The 21,820-nt window shown below is 58.6% G+C and carries 20 protein-coding genes; 10 read left to right on the forward strand and 10 right to left on the reverse strand.

Annotated elements, in window-relative coordinates; all coding sequences use genetic code 11:
- Window positions 1-3: 3 nt before the first annotated feature.
- A complete protein-coding gene (locus HXW87_RS17050; protein WP_239776873.1) occupies window positions 4-312 on the forward strand; it encodes a plastocyanin/azurin family copper-binding protein in 309 nt (102 codons plus the stop codon).
- Between the two features lie 289 nt (window positions 313-601).
- On the opposite strand, the gene HXW87_RS17055 is transcribed toward HXW87_RS17050, so the two are convergent.
- Complete coding sequence (locus HXW87_RS17055; RefSeq protein ID WP_239776875.1) at window positions 602-1,783, reverse strand: Ig-like domain-containing protein; 1,182 nt, start codon at window positions 1,781-1,783, stop codon at window positions 602-604.
- A gap of 454 nt (window positions 1,784-2,237) precedes the next feature.
- On the opposite strand from HXW87_RS17055, the gene HXW87_RS17060 reads away from it, so the two are divergent.
- From HXW87_RS17060 to HXW87_RS17090, 7 genes are all read left to right on the forward strand, one after another.
- On the forward strand, window positions 2,238-2,906 hold the full coding sequence (locus HXW87_RS17060) for a GntR family transcriptional regulator (RefSeq protein WP_239776876.1): 669 nt from the start codon (window positions 2,238-2,240) through the stop codon (window positions 2,904-2,906).
- A 79-nt stretch (window positions 2,907-2,985) separates the two neighbouring features.
- Window positions 2,986-3,792: an ABC transporter substrate-binding protein gene (locus tag HXW87_RS17065; protein ID WP_041064034.1), complete on the forward strand. Its 807-nt coding sequence runs from the start codon at window positions 2,986-2,988 to the stop codon at window positions 3,790-3,792.
- An 11-nt stretch (window positions 3,793-3,803) separates the two neighbouring features.
- A complete protein-coding gene (locus tag HXW87_RS17070; RefSeq protein ID WP_239776878.1) occupies window positions 3,804-4,580 on the forward strand; it encodes an amino acid ABC transporter permease in 777 nt (258 codons plus the stop codon).
- 2 nt (window positions 4,581-4,582) lie between these two features.
- Window positions 4,583-5,362, forward strand: coding sequence for an amino acid ABC transporter ATP-binding protein (locus tag HXW87_RS17075; protein WP_239776879.1), 780 nt, complete (start codon window positions 4,583-4,585; stop codon window positions 5,360-5,362).
- A gap of 20 nt (window positions 5,363-5,382) precedes the next feature.
- Window positions 5,383-6,474, forward strand: coding sequence for a polyamine ABC transporter substrate-binding protein (locus HXW87_RS17080; RefSeq protein ID WP_275588682.1), 1,092 nt, complete (start codon window positions 5,383-5,385; stop codon window positions 6,472-6,474).
- A gap of 25 nt (window positions 6,475-6,499) precedes the next feature.
- Complete coding sequence (locus HXW87_RS17085; RefSeq protein ID WP_239776881.1) at window positions 6,500-8,110, forward strand: gamma-glutamyltransferase family protein; 1,611 nt, start codon at window positions 6,500-6,502, stop codon at window positions 8,108-8,110.
- Between the two features lie 106 nt (window positions 8,111-8,216).
- Window positions 8,217-10,076, forward strand: coding sequence for an ABC transporter ATP-binding protein (locus tag HXW87_RS17090; RefSeq protein ID WP_239776890.1), 1,860 nt, complete (start codon window positions 8,217-8,219; stop codon window positions 10,074-10,076).
- Here the strand turns inward: HXW87_RS17090 and HXW87_RS17095 are convergent.
- Complete coding sequence (locus tag HXW87_RS17095) at window positions 10,067-11,473, reverse strand: amino acid permease (protein ID WP_121185489.1); 1,407 nt, start codon at window positions 11,471-11,473, stop codon at window positions 10,067-10,069. The genes HXW87_RS17090 and HXW87_RS17095 overlap by 10 nt on opposite strands.
- A 408-nt stretch (window positions 11,474-11,881) precedes the next feature.
- On the opposite strand from HXW87_RS17095, the gene HXW87_RS17100 reads away from it, so the two are divergent.
- Window positions 11,882-12,337 carry a VOC family protein gene (locus tag HXW87_RS17100; RefSeq protein WP_095669142.1) on the forward strand — a complete coding sequence of 152 codons (456 nt, stop codon included), beginning with the start codon at window positions 11,882-11,884 and terminating at the stop codon, window positions 12,335-12,337.
- A 755-nt stretch (window positions 12,338-13,092) separates the two neighbouring features.
- Here HXW87_RS17100 and HXW87_RS17105 read toward each other — a convergent pair.
- Complete coding sequence (locus HXW87_RS17105) at window positions 13,093-14,124, reverse strand: GNAT family N-acetyltransferase (RefSeq protein WP_239776892.1); 1,032 nt, start codon at window positions 14,122-14,124, stop codon at window positions 13,093-13,095.
- Window positions 14,125-14,329: 205 nt separating this feature from the next.
- On the opposite strand from HXW87_RS17105, the gene HXW87_RS17110 reads away from it, so the two are divergent.
- Window positions 14,330-14,794: a DUF3429 domain-containing protein gene (locus HXW87_RS17110; RefSeq protein ID WP_121185485.1), complete on the forward strand. Its 465-nt coding sequence runs from the start codon at window positions 14,330-14,332 to the stop codon at window positions 14,792-14,794.
- A 105-nt stretch (window positions 14,795-14,899) separates the two neighbouring features.
- Here the strand turns inward: HXW87_RS17110 and HXW87_RS17115 are convergent, their stop codons facing one another.
- From HXW87_RS17115 to HXW87_RS17145, 7 genes are all read right to left on the reverse strand, one after another.
- Window positions 14,900-15,949, reverse strand: coding sequence for a 3-oxoacyl-[acyl-carrier-protein] synthase III C-terminal domain-containing protein (locus tag HXW87_RS17115; RefSeq protein ID WP_041064001.1), 1,050 nt, complete (start codon window positions 15,947-15,949; stop codon window positions 14,900-14,902).
- Window positions 15,950-16,129: 180 nt separating this feature from the next.
- Window positions 16,130-17,023, reverse strand: a complete 894-nt coding sequence (locus HXW87_RS17120; RefSeq protein WP_239776894.1) for a LysR family transcriptional regulator — start codon at window positions 17,021-17,023, stop codon at window positions 16,130-16,132.
- A gap of 81 nt (window positions 17,024-17,104) precedes the next feature.
- A complete protein-coding gene (locus tag HXW87_RS17125; RefSeq protein WP_095669156.1) occupies window positions 17,105-18,157 on the reverse strand; it encodes an alpha/beta hydrolase in 1,053 nt (350 codons plus the stop codon).
- A 50-nt stretch (window positions 18,158-18,207) separates the two neighbouring features.
- On the reverse strand, window positions 18,208-19,152 hold the full coding sequence (locus tag HXW87_RS17130) for an alpha/beta fold hydrolase (protein WP_174376813.1): 945 nt from the start codon (window positions 19,150-19,152) through the stop codon (window positions 18,208-18,210).
- 121 nt (window positions 19,153-19,273) lie between these two features.
- Window positions 19,274-20,050 (reverse strand): carboxymuconolactone decarboxylase family protein, encoded by a 777-nt coding sequence (locus HXW87_RS17135; RefSeq protein WP_239776904.1) that lies wholly within the window; start codon window positions 20,048-20,050, stop codon window positions 19,274-19,276.
- Window positions 20,051-20,276: 226 nt separating this feature from the next.
- Complete coding sequence (locus tag HXW87_RS17140) at window positions 20,277-20,744, reverse strand: cupin domain-containing protein (protein WP_239776906.1); 468 nt, start codon at window positions 20,742-20,744, stop codon at window positions 20,277-20,279.
- 60 nt (window positions 20,745-20,804) lie between these two features.
- The gene (locus tag HXW87_RS17145) at window positions 20,805-21,797 is read right to left on the reverse strand and encodes an aldo/keto reductase (protein ID WP_041063991.1); all 993 of its coding nucleotides are present in this window, start codon (window positions 21,795-21,797) and stop codon (window positions 20,805-20,807) included.
- Window positions 21,798-21,820 lie beyond the last annotated feature (23 nt).

Consider the following 21,820-nt stretch of genomic DNA (forward strand, 5'->3'; position numbering starts at 1 on the left):
CCGATGAAAACGCGACTATTGGCACTGGTGGGCCTGTTGTTGGCGATGCCGGTGTGGGCAGCGGAAGTGAAGATCGACATCAAGGAATTCATGTTCGCCCCCAAGGACCTGACCGTGGCCGTCGGCACCAAGGTGACGTGGCTCAATGATGATCAGATCCCGCACACGGTGGCGGAAACCCACAAGGTGTTTCGCTCGGGTGCGCTGGACACCAATGACAGCTTTTCCTGGGTATTCGATACGCCGGGGGAGTTTGAATATTTTTGCGTGTTGCATCCGCAGATGATCGGCAAGGTGGTGGTGACGCAGTGAAACGGACCGCAGGGGACGGTGCGGTCTGCAGCAATACGCACCTGCACAAGTTTAAAATCGATGCTGAACGTTTTTGAGCGTCGGACCTGCAATGAGCCCGTCAGTAATTTCTTGAATCCGACGGTGGTTGACAGCGTGTGGCCAAACAAGGGAACAGAGAAAAACCCTGCAGTTGAACTGCAGGGTGTGGAGAGGTTTCGACATTGAGTGCCACTAACTCGCGATCGCTTTAAGCAGGCATGGCACGTTTCTACTTCATAATTTATTGGTCGAGAGGGTAAGCTCAGAACTATTTAGGCACTGGAAAAGTCCACTCATTCGAGCGACTGCTCTGCACTCCATCTGTTCCTGCTTGCGTGGCATACACTCTATATTGATCCTGATCAGACTCCATGTTTTCTATATAAAGACCGATATTCCAACTTCCGTCCTGCCCGGCTGTGGTCGTCCCCAGTACCTTGGAGCCTTTTATGTCGTACAGAGTCACTGTGGCAACGGGTATAGCGGTACCTGTGTACTTAATAATAGTTTTTCGAAGTTGGTCAACTCCAAGTCTTGCTTGGCGAATTTCAGGAGGGGTTGTGACGTTGCCTGGAGCTGACCTATTCACGGTGAAAGACACATTTTCCGCCCATCCGCTCTGCCCATTTGTCCCAGATTGGGTGGCAGTCACCTCATATTTCTCGCCCCGGACACTGGCCTCGTTACAGCGAATGGACCAATTTCCGCCCTGATCGGCATAAGTCGTTCCCAACAAGGTCCCGACATAGCTTTTGTATAGCTCTACTTTTGCATAGGGCTTAGCCATGCCACTGATTTCAGGATTAGGATCGACAAATGATCCGCGGTCCGGGCGTTGAATTACAGGAGGGCCTTGAACGATGAGTTCTACGGTGAAATACACATTATCTGCCCAATCGCTCTCTGACCCATTCTTCCCCCTTTGTTTCGCGGTCACGCCATATTGCTGCCAGGGAACAATGGCTGCTTCGTAAACGGCAGACCAGCGCCCGTCTTCACCTGCATAAACAGGCCGTCCTACTGGGTTACCGCTACCAGCTTCATATAGCTGTATCTCAGCGCGCGGCGTAGCGGTGCCTTCAACTAAAGGTCTAAGCGGGGTGATTTCTCCTGATTGCGGGCGCTGAATTGCAATAGAGCTACTGAGATTAACCCCAAAGTCGCCATCGACGACCTTAAAACTGACATTATTTGCCCAGCCCGACGGGGTACCATCGCTGTCAAACTGTCGAGCAGTTATCCAGTAGGTCTCATTAGGGTCTGCGGCGAGAGTAAGTTGGATCTCCCAGATTCCACGCGAGTCAACCCAGCCTACCCCCCATTCATATCCTGTACCTGATTGATTGACGGTGACTTTGCAATTGGGTTTGCCGCGACCGCGAACAACCGAAGTCGTCTGCATACTTGCGCCATTTTCGGGTGTATCGATGATAGGGGCACTTATGGACATAATGTTTCTCCTGTTATTAAGAAACCACTCCAAATAAACAAAGGCCAAAAGTGTTCAATTGAAAAGCGTGGTGTTGGCGTGAGAGTAAGGCGTGTTCAAAAACAGCACTACTGTCAGTTCTGACAGGGCATAAGAGTCATTGGTAATAATGTTAGTAGTTGTTATCGCGGTTTTAATGGAAAGTAAGTGAGCCTGCAGAAAGATGGTGATGACGAAGTGAAACGAACCGCAAGGTTGCCGTGCCGTGTTACCCGGCTACCGAATTGCACCTTTGTGGAGCTCGTCATGGGCGATCGGGTAGCACATTTCACATCTTGCCGGGGCAGCGGCTGAATGCTGTTTGGCCGCTTAATTCATGCAAATCAAAAGCTTGTCCTGCTAATCCGAAGTTTGGCATGCATCGTGCTTTTTGCATCCGTGGATAATTGGATACAAAAAGACAAAAGGTGCTGCCATGCAATTCGCTCCTGCCTTCGATCAACGTCAACCGATGACCGCCGAAGAAGAGGCCTACAACTTTCTGTTGGAGGGCATTTGTGGTGGTCGATACCGCAAGGGCGACCGGTTGATCGCCGAGGACATCGCCAGTGAAATCGGCATGAGCCGCATGCCGGTGCGTGAAGCGTTTCGCCGTCTCGATGCGCAGGGTCTGGTGACGCTGAGGCCCAATCGCGGCGCCGTGGTCAGTGGTCTTGATGTCGAGCAGATGCACGAAGTGTTCGAGATGCGCAGTGCACTAGAGGGCCTGGCGATTCGCATCGCGGTGCCCAAGATCAGCGAGCGTCAGTTGACGGCGCTGGAACGGCTTCTCGATGAAATGGATGACTACCGCGACGAGAGTGCGGCGTGGGTCAGCCGTCATCGCAAGTTCCATGAATACCTGTGCAGCCTCAGCGAACGCCCTCGGTTGCTCAAGCAGATCAGCGCCCTCTACGCGCTGATCGAAGCGCCCATGCGCCTGTGGCTGCAGCACATCGAAAAGCCCCTGAGCGCCCGCCAGGAGCACCAGATCATCCTTGATGCGATTCGTGCCGGCGACGCCAGCAAGGCCGAAGCCGTGGTGCGCGAGCACATCGAAGGCACCGTCCCCGAACTGATCAGATTTTTGCAATCGGAAAAATAACCACAGAGCGGAACACGAGTCCGCCGATGTTTTGACGTTGAGTACTGCCCCGTTACTAACCGAACTGGAGTGTCTGGTCATGCATACGTCTCGCCTGTTACTGGCTGCAATTTCCCTCGGACTCTGTTCGCAATGGGCGCTCGCCGCACCCACGGTGCCGGAGCGTCTGGTCAAGGTCGACAAACTGACCTATTGCTCGGGCATGGATTCACCACCGCTGGTGTCTTTCGATGAAGCGCAAAAGCCCAAAGGGCTGACCGTCGACCTGGGCCTGGAAATCGCCAAGCGCCTGGGCGACAAGAAGGTCGATTGGCGGGTGATTCCGTTTTCCGGATTGCTCCCGGCCTTGCTTGCCAAACAGTGCGACATGATCGTCGACCAGCTGTTCGACAAGCCCGAGCGCCGCGAGGTGATCGACATCGTCAACTACATGTATTCCAGCCAGGCAGTCGTCGTGCCCAAAGGCAATCCGAAGGCGCTGAAAACCCTGGCGGATCTGAGCGGGCACAAGATCGCGGTGCTTAATGGCTCGACCATCAAGACCTTGCTCGATGCGGAAAATGAAAGCCTGACCAAGGCCGGCAAGCCGCCGATGAAACTGGTGGTCTACAACACCGACACCGATGCCTTCCAGGCCCTGCGCATCAATCAGGTCGACGCTTACGGCACCACGGTGGAAACCGCCGGTTATTACGCGGCGATGGCCCCGGATCTGTTCGAAGAAGGCGTTCCGGCCTTCAGCCGGATTCTCACCGGCCTGGGCATCCGCAAGGACGATGCGCAACTGAGCGCTGCGGTGCAGCAGATCATCACCGACATGCGCAGCGACGGCAGCTACAACCAGCTTCTGAGCAAATGGCACGTTTCCAGCGACACACTCGATTGAGGTAAGCGTTGATGAACTTCAATTGGGATGTGTTCTGGCAATACCTGTTGCAGCCGAGCGGGGTTTATCTCACCGGGCTCTGGCTGACCTGTCTGATCAGTGTGCTGGCAATGCTGCTGGGCTGTGTGCTGGGGTTGGCCGCTGCATTGTTGCGTTTGTCGAAGAACCCGTTGCTGCATCTGCCCGTGCGTTTTTATGTGTGGCTGATGCGCGGCACGCCGTTGCTGGTGCAGATCGTTTTCCTCTACACCGCGCTGGCGGCGGGCGGGATTTTTCGCTTCGAAGACATTGAGCTGTTCGGGCTGGTGGTGCCCGGCAACATTCAGGCGGCAATCATTGCTCTGGGGCTCAACGAAGGCGCGTACATGGCCGAGATCATCCGCGCCGGGATCGGCGCCGTGGACAAGGGCCAGTACGAGGCCGGGCGTTCGCTGGGCATGACCTTCGCCAAACTGATGCGCCGCATCGTCCTGCCGCAAGCGTTCCGGGTGATCGTGCCGCCGCTGGGCAACGAGTTCAACGTGATGCTGAAAAACACCACGCTGGTCAGCGTGATCGGCGTGCAAGAACTGTTGCTCAGCACGCAGATGGTCACCTCGGCGACTTTTCGGGTGTTCGAGTTGTACCTGGTGGTGGCGATTTATTTCCTGTTGCTTACCACGCTGTGGGGCTTCTTTCAGCGCTGGCTGGAGCACCGCTTCGGTCAGTCCGACCGACCTTCTTCGCCGCCGCCGGCCTCCAGTCGGATGTTCGGTCGCAGCACTCTGAAACTGCTGAGGGGACGCTAAGCATGGCGCAGCCAACTGACGAACTGATCATCGAAGCGCTGAACATTCACAAGTCCTTCGGCGATCTGCAGATTCTCAAGGGCATCTCGTTGCAAGTGCGCCGTGGCGAAGTGGTGGTGCTGATCGGCGCTTCGGGCTCAGGCAAAACCACGTTTATCCGCTGTATCAACCTGCTCGAAGACATTCAGGGCGGGGAGATCCGGGTCAGCGGTCGGCCCATGGGCTATCGCACCCGGGCGGACGGCAGTCTGGTGCGTGATTCGGAGCGCAACATCGCTCGCCAGCGTCGCGACATCGGCATGGTGTTCCAGCGCTTCAACCTGTTCCCGCACATGACCGCTCTGGAAAACATCATCGAGGCACCGATTCAGGTGTTGGGTGTGCCACGCCAGGCTGCGCTGGAACAGGCGCGGGCCTTGCTCAAGCGAGTCGGGCTGGCAGACAAGGCCGGGCATTACCCGTCGATGCTTTCCGGCGGCCAGCAGCAACGAGTGGCGATCGCCCGAGCGCTGGCGATGAAACCGCAGGCGATGCTGTTCGACGAACCCACCAGCGCCCTCGACCCGGAAACCGTCGGCGAGGTACTGCAAGTGATGAAAGAGCTGGCCGAGGAGGGCATGACCATGGTCGTGGTCACCCATGAAATGGGCTTTGCCCGCGAGGTCGCCGACCGGGTGGTGGTGCTCGATCAGGGCGAACTGATCGAACAAGGCCCGCCGGAACAGATCTTCAGCCGTCCGACTCATCCCCGAACCCAGGCCTTCCTCAGCCGCGTGCTGTGAATTTCACAAGGAAATCGACGATGCGTTTATCGAGTGTGTTTGCGGCGCTGTGCTACGCCGCCGTGGTCCCCATGCTTCAGGCCGCCGACTCGGTGGTGAAGGTCTACAACTGGTCCGATTACATCGGTCCCGACACGCTGAAGAACTTCGAAAAGGCCAGCACGATCAAGGTTCAGTACGACATTTTCGACACCAATGAAATGCTCGAAGCCAAGTTGCTCTCTGGGCATTCGGGCTATGACGTGGTGGTGCCGTCCAGCCAGTTTTTGTCCAAGCAGATTCGCGCCGGCGCCTATCAGCCGCTGCAACGCGGATTGCTCGATAACTGGAAGCACCTCGATCCGCGTTTGATGCAACGTCTGCAGGCTGCCGACCCCGGCAACCAATACGCCGTGCCGTACATGTGGGGCACGGTAGGCATCGGCTACAACGAGGAGAAAGTACGCGCCGTGCTGGGCAAGGATGTGCCGCTCGATTCCTGGTCAATGGTGTTCGACCCGCAAAATCTCGCCAAGCTGAAAAGCTGCGGCGTGGCGTTCCTCGATGCGCCGGTGAAGATCATTCCCCAGGCCCTGCTTTACCTCGGGCTTGACCCTAACAGCGTCAAGCCGGACGACTACAAACAGGCCTCTAAATTGCTGATGACGTTGCGGCCTTCGGTGACCTATTTCAACTCATCGAAGTACACCGCCGACCTGGCCAACGGCGATATCTGCGTGGCGATCGGCTATTCCGGTGACGTGATGCAGGCCCAGACCCGGGCGCGCGAGGCGGGCAAAAACATCGACATTCGTTACCTGATTCCCAAGGAAGGCGTGAACCTCTGGTTTGACATGCTGGCGATCCCCAAAGACGCCGCTAACGTCGCCAACGCCCATGCGTTTATCAATTACCTGCTGCGCCCAGAGGTGATTGCACCGGTCAGCGATTACGTCGGCTACGCCAACCCGAACAAGGACGCCACGGCGCTGATGGATCCGAAGGTCAGCGGTAATCCGGGGATCTACCCGACTGACGAGGTGATCAACCACGCCTTCGTCTCCGCCGATCTGCCGGAAAACATCCAGCGTCTGATCACCCGCGAATGGAACCGGATCAAGTCCGGCCAATGAATTGCTGATTTGAAGAGCCTTTGCCATGTTGAAATTTTCTGCTCACGAATACCCTTATCCGTCGCAACGCCAAAGCGTCTTCGCCCGTCGTGGCATGGTTGCGGCGTCCCAACCTTTGGCCGCGCAGGCCGGTATCGAGATGCTGCAAAAGGGTGGTAACGCGATCGACGCCGCCATCGCCACGGCGGCGGCGCTGACCGTGGTCGAGCCTACGGGGTGTGGCCTGGGCGGGGATGCATTTGCGCTGGTCTGGTTCAAGGACCAGTTGCATGGCCTCAATGCCAACGGCCATGCCCCGGCCAGTCTGAGCATCGAAGCGGTGAAAACGGCCGGCCATGAGCAAATGCCGTTGTATGGCTGGACGCCCGTGACGGTGCCCGGTTGTCCATCGGCCTGGGCCGAGTTGTCGCAACGTTTTGGCGTGTTGCCGTTCGCCGATTTGCTGCAACCGGCGATCAGTCTGGCCAGAGACGGTTTTCCGCTGTCGCCGGTGGTTGCCCATCAATGGCAGATCGCGCTGGATGAATTCAATCCCCATCGCAATGAAGTGCTGCAGGCCTGGTTCGACACGTTCCTGATTGACGGTCGCGCGCCCAGGGCCGGAGAGATTTTCCGTAACCCGTCGCAGGCGCGTACCCTCGAAGAACTGGCCCTCACGCGTTGCGAGAGTTTGTATCGCGGCGATTTGGCGCAACGCCTGGATGCGCATTCGCGGGCAACGGGCGGCTATCTGCGCGCCACGGATCTTGAGCATTACCGCGCGCAGTGGGTCGAGCCCATCCACGTCAATTATCGCGGCGTGGATGTCTGGGAAATCCCGCCGAGCGGGCAGGGGCTGGTCGCGCTGATGGCGCTGAAGATTCTTGAAGGCTTCGACTTCGACCACCGTGACAGCCAACAGACCTGGCACCGTCAGCTGGAAGCGATGAAACTGGCCTACAGCGATGGTCTGCACTACATCACCGATCCGCTGCACATGCGCGTGGCCGTGGCCGATCTGTTGAGTGACGGCTACAGCGCCCGCCGACGTGCTCAGATTGGCGAACAAGCGCAGCCGCCGAAGCCGGGCGATCCTCACGCCAGTGGCACGGTGTACCTGGCCACCGCGGACGGGCAGGGCAACATGGTCTCGTTCATCCAGAGCAATTACCACGGCTTCGGCTCCGGCGTGGTGCTGCCCGACAGCGGCATCGCCCTGCAAAACCGAGGGCAGGAGTTCAGCCTTGATCCCGAGCATGCCAACGCGTTGGCGCCGGGCAAAAAGACCTTTCACACGATCATTCCCGGCTTCCTCACCAAGGACGGCCAGGCGCTGGGACCGTTCGGCGTCATGGGCGGCTACATGCAGCCGCAAGGCCATGTGCAGATGGTCATGAACCTGGTGGACTTCGGCCTGAACCCGCAGTCGGCACTGGACGCGCCGCGCTGGCAGTGGCTGGGCGGGATGAAGGTTGGCATCGAGCAGGGCGCTTCAAGGGATCTGGCCAATGCGTTGGCGCGTCGCGGACATGAGGTGCAGATCGCCAGTGACCTCACGGATTACGGACGCGGGCAGATCATTTTGCGTGATCCGGTGACGGGTGTGCTGTGTGGCGGGACCGAGCCCAGGGCGGATTCGCATATCGCGGTTTGGTAGCGATGTCAGGCACTCGTCAGGTCAGGAGCACACACTTTTTCACAAAGACCTCCCGGGATCCAATCGGTGGCAGAATCTCCCTGACTTGACTGTTTTGGAGAACACCATGCTTCGTGTGTTTGAACGAAGACTCGACCCTTTCCCGCCTGACGAGTTGCCACCGCCGCCCAACGGTCTGGCCAGGTTTCTCTGGGCCTGCACTCGGGGGGCTCGTGGCTACGTCCTCGCGCTGGCGTTGCTCAGCGCCGCCGTGTCGGTTTATGAAGCGTGGCTGTTTTCCTTCCTCGGCCAGGTCGTCGATCTGCTCTCGACCTGGCAGGCGGGCGGGGAAGCGGCTGCGCAGGAGCGTCGCGTGTTGTGGGGCATGGGCATCGTCATGGTGCTCAGTGTCGGATTGGTGGCGTTGCGCACCATGGTTCAGCACCAGATTCTGGCAATTAACCTGCCGCTGCGCCTGCGCTGGGATTTCCATCGGCTGATGCTGCGGCAAAGCCTTTCGTTTTTCTCCGATGAGTTTTCCGGACGGGTCACGACCAAGGTGATGCAGACAGCGCTTGCCGTGCGCGACGTGTTGTTCACCATGATCGAGATCTTGCCCGGGATTGGCGTGTACTTCATTGCAATCATTGCCCTGGCCGGCGGTTTTGCGCTGAAGCTGATGCTGCCGTTTCTCGCGTGGGTCGTGTTGTTCGGGCTGGCCATGGCGTACTTCGTGCCGCGCCTGGGCAAGGTCGGCCAGGAGCAGGCCAATGCGCGCTCGATGATGACCGGGCGTATCGCCGACGCGTACACCAACATCACCACGGTGAAACTGTTCTCCCACTCCAACCGCGAAGCGCACTTTGCACGGGCGGCGATGGAGGATTTCAAGCAAACCGGTTTTCGCCAGATGCGTCTGGTCAGCCTGTTCGAGATCGTCAATCAGGCCCTGGTGGTGGCATTGATCATGTCAGCCGGCGGCTATGCCCTGTGGCTGTGGCACCAGGGCGATGTCGGCGCCGGCGCGGTGGCGGCGATCACCGCCATGGCGTTGCGGATCAATGGCATGTCGAACTGGATCATGTGGCAGATGACCTCGCTGTTCGAAAGCATCGGCACCGTTCAGGACGGCATGGCGACCCTGACCCAGGGCACCAAGGTGCAGGACGCGCCGGATGCCGGCGTGCTGGTGACCTCGGGCGGCGCGGTGACGTTCGACAAAGTGAAATTCAATTACGGTGGCGAGCGTCAGGTCCTCGATGGCCTGAGCCTGAGCATTCGACCCGGGGAAAAGATCGGTCTGGTGGGCCGCTCCGGTGCCGGCAAATCGACGCTGATCAACTTGCTGCTGCGTTTCTATGATGTCGACAGCGGCGAGATTCGGATCGACGGCCAGAACATTGCGCACGTGACTCAAGACAGCCTGCGCAGTGCCATTGGCATGGTTACGCAGGACACTTCGCTGCTGCACCGCTCGATTCGCGACAACATTGCCTACGGCCGGCCCGATGCCACCGACGAGCAGATCCGCCGTGCGGCGGCCAACGCCCAGGCTGACGAATTCATCAACCAGTTGAGTGACCGCCAAGGTCATACCGGTTACGACACTCTGGTAGGCGAGCGCGGGATCAAGCTGTCCGGCGGCCAGCGCCAACGGGTGGCGATTGCCCGGGTGATGCTGAAGAACGCACCGATTCTGCTATTGGACGAAGCCACCAGTGCGCTGGATTCGGAGGTTGAAGTGGCGATTCAGGAAAGCCTCGACGACATGATGCAGGGCAAGACCGTGATCGCGATCGCGCATCGACTGTCGACGATTGCAGCGATGGACCGGCTGATTGTCATGGATGACGGGCGCATCATCGAGCAGGGCACCCACGCCGAATTGCTGGAGAAAAACGGCGTGTATGCACGGCTGTGGGCGCATCAGAGCGGCGGCTTCCTGGGTGAGGACAAAGGCGTGATCGAGGCGGTGGATCAGGCCTGACCCACCGACGTTGCTCGTGCCGTCGGGGCAGGGTGACGCGACGTCATCAGGCCGATAAAGGAGATTGCCAGCGCCAGGCCAATAGTGGTGGTGACTTCAGTGCGGTGCTGCGGGGTGATCATCATGACCGCCAGCGCCGCACAGATGAAGCCGATCACCAGCCACGTCAGCCAGGGAAACAGCCACATGCGGAAGGTCAGCTCGACCTTGCGCTGTTGCAATATCCGCCGCATGCGCAGCTGCGACACCGCAATCGCCAGGTACACCAGCAAGGCAATCGCCCCGGAACTGGCCAATAGAAACTCGAACAGCCCGGCGGGCATGAAGTAGCTCCATACGGTGATCGATGCGCCCAGCACGGTGCTGGCGATCACGGCGGCCCGCGGCACACCTGCCGCGGAAGTCGCCTTTAGCGCTTTCGGTGCATCGCCTCTACGACCCAGCGAGTACAACATGCGCGAGGCAATGTAGATCGAGGAGTTCATGCAACTGGCCACGGCGATCAGGACGACGACGTCGACCATGAACTTGGCATTTGGAATGTTCATGATTTCCAGGGCGCGCTGATACGAGCCCACCGAGGCCAGCAACGGATCATTCCAGGGCACCACGGAGATGACCACGAAGATCGACAGCAAGTAAAACACGCCAATGCGCCAGATCACCGAGCGGGTGGCCTTGGCAATGTTCTGCGCCGGGTTATTCGATTCGGCAGCGGCAATGGTCACCGCTTCAGTGCCGATGAAGCTGAACATGATCGTGATGAAAGCGCCGACCACCGCCGACAAGCCGTTGGGCGCAAAACCGCCGTGCGTGGCCATCAGACTGCTCAGCCCGCTGACTTCGCGGTCGGGAACCCAGCCCATCAACACGGCAAAACCGACACCGATGAAGCCGATGATCGCCACCACTTTGGCCATGGCGAACCAGAACTCGAACTCACCATATTTGGACACGCTGAACAGGTTGGTCACCACCAGCGCAATGATCGATCCCAACGCGAACAGCCACGCATCGACCTGCGGAAACCATTGGTTCAACACATGCCCGGCTGCCAGCGCTTCGATAGGAATGACCAGCACCCAGAACCACCAGTACAACCAGCCGATGGTAAAACCGGCCCAGCGGCCGATGGCCTGGTCGGCATAGGTGGAGAACGAACCGGTGTCCGGATTTGCCACCGCCATCTCGCCGAGCATGCGCATGACCAGCACGACGAGCAAACCGGAAAACAGATAGGCGAGCAGCACCGCCGGCCCTGCTGCGGCAATGGCGTGCCCTGAACCGACGAACAAACCGGCGCCGATAATCCCGGCGATGGACAGCATTGTGACGTGACGAGGCTTGAAGCCCTGCGCCAATTGGCTACTCGAATCCATGGAGATCGGGCTGATCATCGGTATTTTTATTCTCTGCTGATCGACATTTAAGCGAATTGAACGGGCACCCGATCGAGCACCATCGTTGCCTGCTGAAACTCCCGAAAGAAGCCCGTCCAACCGCCGCAGTTCTTATCAACCCCATGATCCGAGCGGGGTCGTTTGATACGAAGACACGGCACCTTAGCCGGCCTTGTCGCTGATTCAGTAGCCTGATTGCGCCATGATCGTGTCTGATATCGACATGTGAATACCATGAGGTCGTACTGGAATTTTCTACGAATCTCTCAGCTATTCGACTGAACCGCGCGTCAGCCGGGAAAAAGATCGAGTCGAATATGTCAACATTCAGGGCGGTAGTTCAGACAGCGCCCGCCGGCGGGCGGCTGACTATTACGATGGGGGCTTTTGGACAGGGGCTATGCAATGGATCTGAAGTTCAGTCATGTAGATGTACTGGTCAATAATCTCGAGGAAGCCTGTGCTTACTACGCACACATACTAAACGCCAGGATTTCCAAAACGCTTGTCTGGGAGCGGGGCGGTCTGCATGTTCGCTACGCGATTGCACTGATAGGTCAAGAACGTTTCATGCTGGTGCAACCGTTGGCAGGCAATCTGAAAGAGCTTTTGGATTCCTCGGGTGAAGGCATGATTTACCGCCACTGCTACTCAACGAAAGATATCGAAAAAGCCTATGACGAGCTGATGGACGCGGGTGTTCAGCCTCAAGACGAAAATGGAGCGCCATTGCCTCGCGCGAATCTGCAATCCCCGGCCGGCGCACGCATTATCTGGTTACCAAAGCGCTTCGGGCATTTTTCTATTGAGATACTCGAAGAAAAGGCGCTGGAAGCGTTTATCCAGACTGCGTTTATCTGAAAAACAGCGGCCACTCCTGGATCAGGTGACTTGGCAATGGCAGCGAGCGGCGCGGTGCCAATGCCGGCTTTTATTCGATTGCAGCCCTTCGCTAACAGGCAACAACTGGGATAGGTCGGCCAAAAGCAGCCGTTAGGGAAAGACGGATCTACAAAGCAGGCACTGCCTGCCATCGGATCAAGTTCGCTTGAGTTGGAACGCAATCTTAATCGCGGCTTCAGCCTGGCCAGCGAGCAAAGCTATTTGCGGGGGGATGAGAACCTCGCCCCAAGACAAGTTTGTCGCGACGGACACAATCAAATGCAGCTCGTAATGGCGCCCGTTCAACTCGGTTTTGACCCAAGCAAGAGTGCTACCTAGAGTGTCAACTGTTACTGGGATAGAGATAAACCTGCTTTGGTCCGTCGGTCGCACACCGCCGCGACGACATTCAAAGTGAACAGCCATCCGTTCATAGGTTTGAGCGTCAATGCCATGCACGACGACGAAATAGTTTGAGCAATCATATTGGTCCACCGTAGTAATCATAAATTTACAGTCCATTGCAGAGACCAATCTGCGTTGATATCTAAGCAGCTAAAGTTTTCTTGGGGCCGGTTTCTGCCATTATCCATTATTGACTGACTGCCTTGTGTCCGTAATCAGTCGACCGGTTGAATCCGCAGCCAATAGCTGCCACCCACAAACAACTCTCTTCGGCCAAAAGCAGCCCGCCAGCAGCCAATAAATCTGCCATCCTCTCTCGCCACAAAGCGTTACTCACCAAGCCACCATTCAAGTACCGGCAGTTGCCGGGGCTCGCCACACACCGGGCGCGATACATTGCGCACGTGCCGGGCCCCGAGCCGCTCGTAGAAGGCTTGGGCCGACGGATCGGACTCCACCGACAAGGTGGACACGCCCAGGCCGCATGCCACAGCCAGTGCATGCTCCACCAGGCGTCGTCCGTGGCCTCCGTTCATGGCCGACGGGTCGACCCAGCAATGCTCCAGTTGCCAGCCATCCTCGTCGCGCTCCAACCCACAGAATCCCAGTAGCGGGCCATCCGCCGCGACCAGCACCGCGTAATGGCCGGTCAGTTGTGCCGGGGTTAACGTCAGCGCCGGTTCCCAGGCCTCCATCCACGCTTCGGGATAACCCCAGTGGGCCTTGCTGCGCCGGGCCAGGGCACTCAGCGCCGGTGCCTCCGCGCCACGGCATGGCCGCAGGATCGGCGTCTCGTCCTCCAATAACGCTCGCGCCGCCGGGTCAGTGGCCAGCAGGCTGTACTGGTGCAGGCTGAGGAAGCGCTCGTCCTTGTACTCCAACTCCCGCAGGGTTCCCTCAAACACGAAACCGAGCCGCTCCAGCAGGCGGGCGCTGGCGGGGTTTTCCGGCTCGACGTCGGCGTGAATGCGGTGCACGCCGAGGTTGCTCAAGGCGAAGCGCAGAAGGGTGGGCAGGCAAGCCTGCATCAGACCTCGCCCCCAGTAGTCCGGCATCAGCCAGTAGCCGATATCCAGGCAGCGATCGGCATGAGACCAATCATTGAAGCCACAGGCGCCCACCCATTCATCGCGCCCCGGCAGTGCGATGCCCCACCAGATACCCCGGCGTTCTTCCAGCAACGCGTCGTACCACCGCATCTGTTCGTCCGTCGCTTCGAGGCTGTTGTAAGACACGCCATAGTGGGCAATCACCTGCGGGTGAGACAGCCCGGCGAAAATCGCATCGACATCACGACGATGAATTCGCCGCAGCGTGCAGCGTGGCAGGAAAAACTCGGGGAAATCAGCAATAAGGTCCATCAAATTCACTGCGCCAGGTGAGTGCAGGAATACTCGCAGCAAAGTGGCCAGGCGCACAGATACAGTCAGGGAAGGGCTGGGCGTAACAGACTGACACTCATATCGAATTGCTGGGGAGGAAGGGCGTTTATGCGCGACGGCGGGCGCATCAGGTCGGAGCTTTTGGGTCTACAGTCTTGTGTATCGGGCACTGGAAGCAATTGAAATGAACCTGTCGTCTTCGCTCTCGCCGCCAAGGTATGTCAGTCTGCTGGGCTATGGCGGTTTGCTACCGTTTATCGGCCTTGTGCTACTCATCCTCACATCTTTGGAATATCGAATGTTTTGGGCGGTAGCGCTGGTCAACTATGGCGCTGTCATCCTCAGCTTCATCGGCGCCTTGCACTGGGGGTTCGCCATGTCAGTGCAAAACATGAGTGATGAATTGCGCCGCGACCGTCTTGTATGGAGTGTCATTCCGGCACTTGTCGCTTGGCTCAGCACGTTACTGCTGGTGCCAGTGGGTTGCTTGCTGTTGATCATCGGATTTGTCGTGCACTTCTGGCAAGACCGGCAGTTGGTTCGGGTTGTGAGCCTGCAAACCTGGTACCTGCCAATGCGATTGCGCCTGACGGCCGTGGCGTGTGTTTGCCTGCTGACTGGCGCAGTTGCTGTAGTCATTCATTCGTGAAACCGCGCCTGCCCGAATCGTCTGCAGTGAGAGCGTCTTAACAATCAACCGTTTTGATCATGGACGAGCAACTTGCCGCCTCACGACGGCAAGTTGCATCAGGCCCTACAAGGTAAACGACAGCGCAGAGAAAACCATCCCGCCGCTGCCCGCCCAGCCCATGCAAAACTGCCCGGTCTCGGCTTCGCCGCGACTCATCGCATCGAAGATGCCGTAGGGGATGGACGCGGTAATGATGTTGCCGGTTTTGTGCCCGACATGGTGCAGCTTGTGATCAATACCGATCAGTTGCCCAATGTGCTCCCACATCTTGGGTGAACCGGTATGAATAAATACTTTATGAACATCCGCCGCAGAGACGTTTTGCAAGTTGAAGACTTTTATCGCTTCGTTGCGGCCATCTTCATGCAAGGCTGCTGCGTAGGAATTGAATTGATACTGGCCGCCGGTCGGTGAAATACGCGGAATATCTTCCTCATTGCAGAACAGTTTCCAGTCCGGCAGGGAGATGGTCGACAAGTCACTCAAGTCCGGCCTGTTGATGTACGAGAACTTGAAGTTGCCGGGGGCTTCATGACTGAGAATGGTGACCGTGACAGCTTCGCCAATGGTAAAACTCGGAAACTTGTAAGCCAGTTCCGCCGACGACTGTAAAGAGAAGTTCTTGGGCATCACCGGCCCGCCAGCAGACATGCCAAATTCCATATTGACGATCGCCGCGTAGCGAATCTCGCCGGCCTGCATTTTACTGTTGATGACATCCATGGCGGTCACCCAGCCGTTGCAGGCGTCCACCACATCGAAGTTTCTGCAGCTCAGCCCCAGCGCCTTGGCGATGAACGTACTGTTGGCCGGCTCGATGAAGCCTCGCGTGACGTTCGGATAGATCAACAGATCCAGGTCGGCCTTGTCGATATTGGCCTGGGCGAGCGCGGAGTTGAACGCTGTCTCCATCAGTTCCATCGGCGTCTCGTCGGCGCCCAGCCAGTGCCGCGTGCCACTGCCGCTTTTTTCAAGCAACTTGCTGATGGTCTTCAAGGTTTTTGGCAAGTCTTCCTGGAAGGTATCTTTAGAGTGTTCCTCGACCAGGTTTATAACGTCTTGATTGCTGATAATGCGTGACGGGAGAATCCCGGACAGCCCAACTATTTTCATATGACTTCCTTGTTGAAAGTATGCATCCGTGGGCAATGGCTGCGGATGAGCAAACCCTTACTCATCCCTGTAAGGAGCCACTGGCGGCAATACTTTTAGCACAAAGAAAATGCGGATCAAGAAAGTTGTTGGTTATTTTCCTCAATCGAATTGAATCATGATCTGAGTCAATTTAACGCGTCATTCCTTATAAACGAGCGCATCCACCACAACCCCGAACGCGGACGAATGTTCACGACGATTCGGGTAGTAAAGGTGGTAACCGGCAAACGGTTGGCACCAATCCTCAAGTACGCGCACCAGTGTGCTGTTGGACAACTGGCTCATGACCATGTCTTCCGGCAGAAACGCCAGCCCGCAACCTGCCTCCGCCGCACGCAGGATCGGCATGCTGCTGTTGAACGTCCATTGCCCCTCGACGCGCGCCTTGAGTTCGTGACCGTCTTTTTCAAAATCCCATTGCATCAGGCTGCCGTGGGTGGGCAGGCGCAGATTGATGCAGTTGTGCGCAGCCAGATCGCTCGGTGCCTGCGGGATCGGTCGGTGCTTGAAATACTCGGGAGAACCCACTACCGCGATGCGCAATGACGGGCCGATCGGCACGGCAATCATGTCCTTCGCCACCTGATCGCCCAGACGCACGCCGGCGTCATAGCGCTGTGCAACGATGTCGGAAAGGGCATAGTCGACCGTGATTTCGACCTTGATGTCCGGGTAGTCGGGCAGCACCTTCAACAGCTTCGGCCAGAGGATATTGTTGGCGGCATGTTCGGACGCCGAGATCCGCACATTACCGGCCGGGGTGTCGCGAAATTCACTGACCGCAGCCAGTTCCAGTTCGATCTCATCGAAGCGCGGCGCCATCGACTGATACAAGCGCTGGCCGGCCTCGGTCGGCGAAACGCTGCGCGTGGTTCGCGTCAGCAGGCGCACGCCCAGCCGAGTTTCAAGGGCGCGCATGGTGTGGCTCAGCGCCGACTGCGAGACGCCCAGCTGTGCGGCTGCGCGGGTAAAACTGCCTTCGCGGGCGATCACCACGAAGGCTTGCAGGTCGTTGAGGTTGGCGCGGGACATTGATGAGGGCCTCTCATGAGGGACGCGGGATTATTCCATGAAAGCAGGTTGCGCATGGATGCGCGACCCTCAAGGCGCTCATCACAGGGTGCGTGCGTAAAATTCGCTCAGCTTGCCAATCGCCGCATCAACATATTGCGGCACCCAGTAGGTTTCGATGTGTGTCGCGCCATCGACAATGAACACTTCCTTGTCCGTGGTGCCGGTGGCTTTGGGGAAGGCATCCTGAGTCATGTACAGGCTGTCGGCCTTGCTGCCGGCGATCATCAGCAAGGGTTGATTGATCAGTTCAATGTGGTCGGTGGCGTCGAAACGCATCAAATCCAGCAAGCTGCTGGTGGTGTATTTGAAGGTCGAGTTGGGGTGTGCGTGGGTTTTCCAGTAGTACTCGTAGCCCTGGCGATACAGTTCGAAGGGCAGTTTGGCTATCTGCTCATCGGTGAGGTTGGCATCGCCCGAATACAGCACCGCACCGCCGGCCGCTTCCTGCGCGCGGGCTGCTGATGCCTGTTGCAAACGTTGCTGGATGCTGTCGATTTGCGAATCGTTGTAGCCGTTGCGGCGTACCCGGCCCGAGTTGAACATGCTTACGGTCGCCAGCGATTTGAAGCGTTTATCGGTTTGCGCCGCCGCCAACGAATAGCCGCCACCGCCGCAGATGCCGAGCAGGCCCAGACGCTTGTCATCGACACCGGCAAACTGGCTGATGAAGTCGGCCATGCCGTGGATGTCTTCGATGCGATACGCCGGTTTATCGATGCTGCGCGGCTGACCACCGCTGGCGCCCTGATAGGCTGCATCGGCCGTGATGGTGATGTAACCCTGTTCCGCCAGACGCTGGGCATACAGACCGGCAACCTGTTCTTTCACGCCGCCATTGGGGTGTGCAACGACCACGGTCGGGTAAGTCTTTTTCGCGTCGTAGTTGGCCGGGGTGTAGACGTTGGCGGCGATGTCCAGACCATTGAGCGAGTACTTGACCGGGTGGATATTGACCTTGCCCGGTTCGTTCTTGCTGATCGCGCCGTCGTAGGCGAGGGTGAAAGGGTTCTTTTTGTAGTCGGCGGCCAAGGCCTCGCCCGCCGAGAGGCCGACCAATGCCGACATGAGCGTGGCTTTGAGAGTGTTCTTCACGTGAAGCTCCTGAGCAATCAATTAGGGCGGCAGTTGCAAAAGTGTTGGGGTCAGTCCAGCTGTTTTTCTTTGAGGAATTGCGCGACCAGGTCAGCGATCTGCACGTTGTTCAGATCCGACATGGGGAAGTGGGTGTTGCCGTGAATGCCAATCTCCGGCAGGTGGATCAGTCGCACATCACCGCCATGTCGATTGACCGCGTCACGCCAAAGCCGGGCCATTTTCAAGCGTGCGCGCCAACTGTCCTGAGCAGGCAGGTCGACGGCCTGTTCCGGGATGTTATCGCCGTAGAGGATCAGAATCGGAATGCGCGTCAGCGCCATGAATTGCTCCATGGGCACCGCTGCGCCTTGCACCGTGTCGAACGCGCTGGGAATCGGCGCCGGCACTTCACCGTCAGCAAACACGAAACTGCTGCCCGGTTCGAATGCCACGATGGCTTTGACCTTGTCGTTCTTGATCGCCGTCAACCAGCCCGGCCCGCCACCTTGCGAATGGGTGAACAAAATCCCCGGGCCGATTTTGTCGAACAGCGCCGACACGCCGTCGGAGACCACGCCCATGTCGAATGGCCCGGTGTTTGGCGTCATCGCCCGGAAAAACTGCTCGCGGGTTTGTGCGTCCTGTGCCACTTGTACGCCATTGAAGTAGTTGGGCCACAGGCCGATGCGGAACTGGTTGAACCACAGTTGTTCGTCAGGCACAGGCTTGAGTGTGGTCTCGACCATGCTGCGTCCGGCATCGCCACGCCGAGGCTGATCGATCAGATAGACGCCGTAGTGCCGGCGCAGAAAGATGTTCTGAAACCCCTCGCGGCCATCGGCAGTGGTTTCCCAGGTCTTGGAAAATTGCCCCGCGCCGTGCCACATGACGATGGGCAGTTTTCGCGCATCGACCGGGATCTGATAGAACGCGTAGGCGTGGTCACCGTGGTAAGTCTGGCCGTTGGGCGCCATCGGTTGGCGCGGGTTGAAAGTGCCCGGTGCCGTGATCATCGTTCCGCCAGCGGCGAAGCTGCCTTGCTTCTGGATCAGCAGCGGGCCTTCGGAATGGTTTGCGCAGGCCGCCAACAGGCTCAACAGTGAGAGGCACAGCAAATGTTTTGCAGCTTTCATGTCATGCCCCCGAAGCTGCGAGGGCTTGGGTCAGCGCGGTGTCGGCACGTTCAGCCGTCTGCGCATCGCCGTGTTTTTTCAGCAGCTCGGTGACCTGGCGCAACTGTGCCGCGCTGAGACCGACGCGCAGGCTCGCCGCCATGTGCGAACGCAGCTGCGATTCCACCCCTGGCGTGGCTGCCAGCGCTCCGACGGTCGCCAGTTCGCGGCTTTGCCAGTCGAGGTTGTCGCGCTCGAAGATGTCGCCGAACAAGTGCGTTTGCAGGAACCGGTTGATCACCGGAGCGAACTCGAACACCGGGCCTTTGACCGGGCCGCCGGAGATCCTGGTTTGATTCGCGGTGCCGGCAGCCAGCAGTTCGTCACCGGTCGGGATAGCGCGTCCCGGCTCGCGTCCCGGCGCATCATCGATGCCGCGCTGTTTGCGCGCCTGCACCACGGTCATCAATTCATTCAAGGCGTTGAGGCTGCGCGGGAAGCCGACGTAGGCGTAGAGCTGCACCAGAACTTCGCGGGTTTCGCTGATGGTCAGGCCGGCATCGAGTCCCTGGTTGAGCGCCGCGTTGAGGTGAGGCATGTCGCTGGTCGCCATGAACGCCGCGATCAGTGGAATCGCTTGTTGTTGGCTCGACAATGTCGTTGCGCTGGCGGCTGTGTTGGTCATGGTTTGCGCTGCCTCGGCTGCTTGAGTGGTAACGCTGAAGATCGCCGCAACGCCCAGACAAAGCGCCATGAGTGCGGGGAGGGCGGTGCACTTGCGTGCGTCAGTGGTCATCATGAAAGGCTCCATCCATTGCAGGTCACTGCGGTGTTGCTGGATCGTACGGAGGATGGTGGTGGCGATTAACCCCGAAAAGGCGCATGGACTCCTGAGCAAAACTCATGAGTCAACGTTGCCATAACCGCTGCAATCCTGACGCGGCCCCGCTGTTACGGGGCCCGGAGCTTAGATGATGGTTTGCCGGAAGAGTACCGAGCGAACAGCTTCGACACATTCAGTAACTTCATTGGCCGGCGTATTGCGCCTCCGAGACCTGCTCCGCCCAGGTGACGGTCTGGCCGTCCTCGGCTTCAGCGACGGCGATGTGGGTCATGCCACTGTTGGCCGTGGCGCCGTGCCAGTGCCGGGTGTTCGGCGGAATCCAGACAGTGTCGCCCGGACGGATTTCCTGACGCGGGCCACCCTCTTGCTGCACATAGCCAACGCCAGCGGTGACGATCAGTGTTTGCCCCAGCGGATGGGTGTGCCACGCCGTGCGTGCGCCAGGTTCGAAGGTCACCGTGCCGCCGGCGATGCGCGCAGGTGCGTCACCTTTGAACAGGCCATCAACGCGCACCGCGCCGGTAAAGTTTTGCGCCGCGCCCTTGATCGAGGGCTGGGAACCGTTCGGGGTAATGCGGATTTCACTGGCAGCCTGGGCTTCTGCGGTCATGAGTGAGAAAGCCACGAGTGGCGCGATCAATCGGTTCATCGGATCAACTCCGGTCAGGCAATGGAAGCGGCGCCGCACGCAGCGCCGCGTTGGGCAGACTCAAAGTCCGGTCATTTTCAGTGCCGACTCCGGCAGGCGTTCACCGTGCACCTGAATTTGCGCCATTTGCTCGTTGATCACGCGCAGATCATCTGCGCTCAATGGCAACTCGACCGCGCCCAGGTTTTCTTCCAGGCGATGCGGTTTCGTCGTACCCGGGATCGGCACAATCCACGGTTTCTGTGCGAGCAACCAGGCCAGGGCCACTTGTGCCGGCGTGGCGTGTTTGCGTTGCGCGACGGCTTTCACCACATCGACCAGCGCCAGATTGGCCCTGCGCGCTTCAGGGGAAAAGCGCGGGACGACATTGCGGAAATCGCTCGCGTCGAACTGCGTGTGCTCGTCGATCTGACCGGTGAGGAAACCGGCGCCCAGCGGGCTGAATGGAACGAAGCCGATCCCCAGTTCTTCCAGCACCGACAGCAGTTCCAGCTCCGGGCCGCGCCAGAACAGCGAATATTCGCTCTGCACCGCCGTGACCGGTTGCACCGCGTGAGCCCGGCGTATGGTCTCCACACCCGCCTCAGACAGGCCAAAATGCTTGACCTTGCCCTCGGCGATCAGCTCCTTGACCGTGCCGGCGACGTCTTCGATGGGCACCTGCGGATCAACGCGGTGCTGATAAAACAGGTCGATGCAATCGGTGCGCAGACGCTTCAACGAGGCCTCGGCCACGGCGCGGATATGCGCTGGACGGCTGTTGGTGCCGCCGCCGCGTGCGCCGGTGATCAGGTCGATATCGAAGCCGAATTTGGTAGCAATGACGACTTGCTCGCGGATCGGCTGCAAGGCCTCGCCCAGCAGTTCTTCATTGGCGAACGGGCCATACGCCTCAGCGGTGTCGAACAAGGTGACGCCTTGCTCGTGGGCCGAACGAATCAGCTTGATCATGCTGGTTTTGTCGGCAGCCGGCCCGTAGGCCGACGTCATGCTCATGCAACCAAGGCCCAGTGCGGACACTTTCAGGCCATTGCCCAAGGTGCGGATTTTCATGATCTCACTCCGTACAGAATTCG

Origin of the sequence: Pseudomonas sp. Y5-11 (assembly GCF_022368695.1) — a bacterium.
GTDB lineage: Bacteria > Pseudomonadota > Gammaproteobacteria > Pseudomonadales > Pseudomonadaceae > Aquipseudomonas > Aquipseudomonas parakoreensis.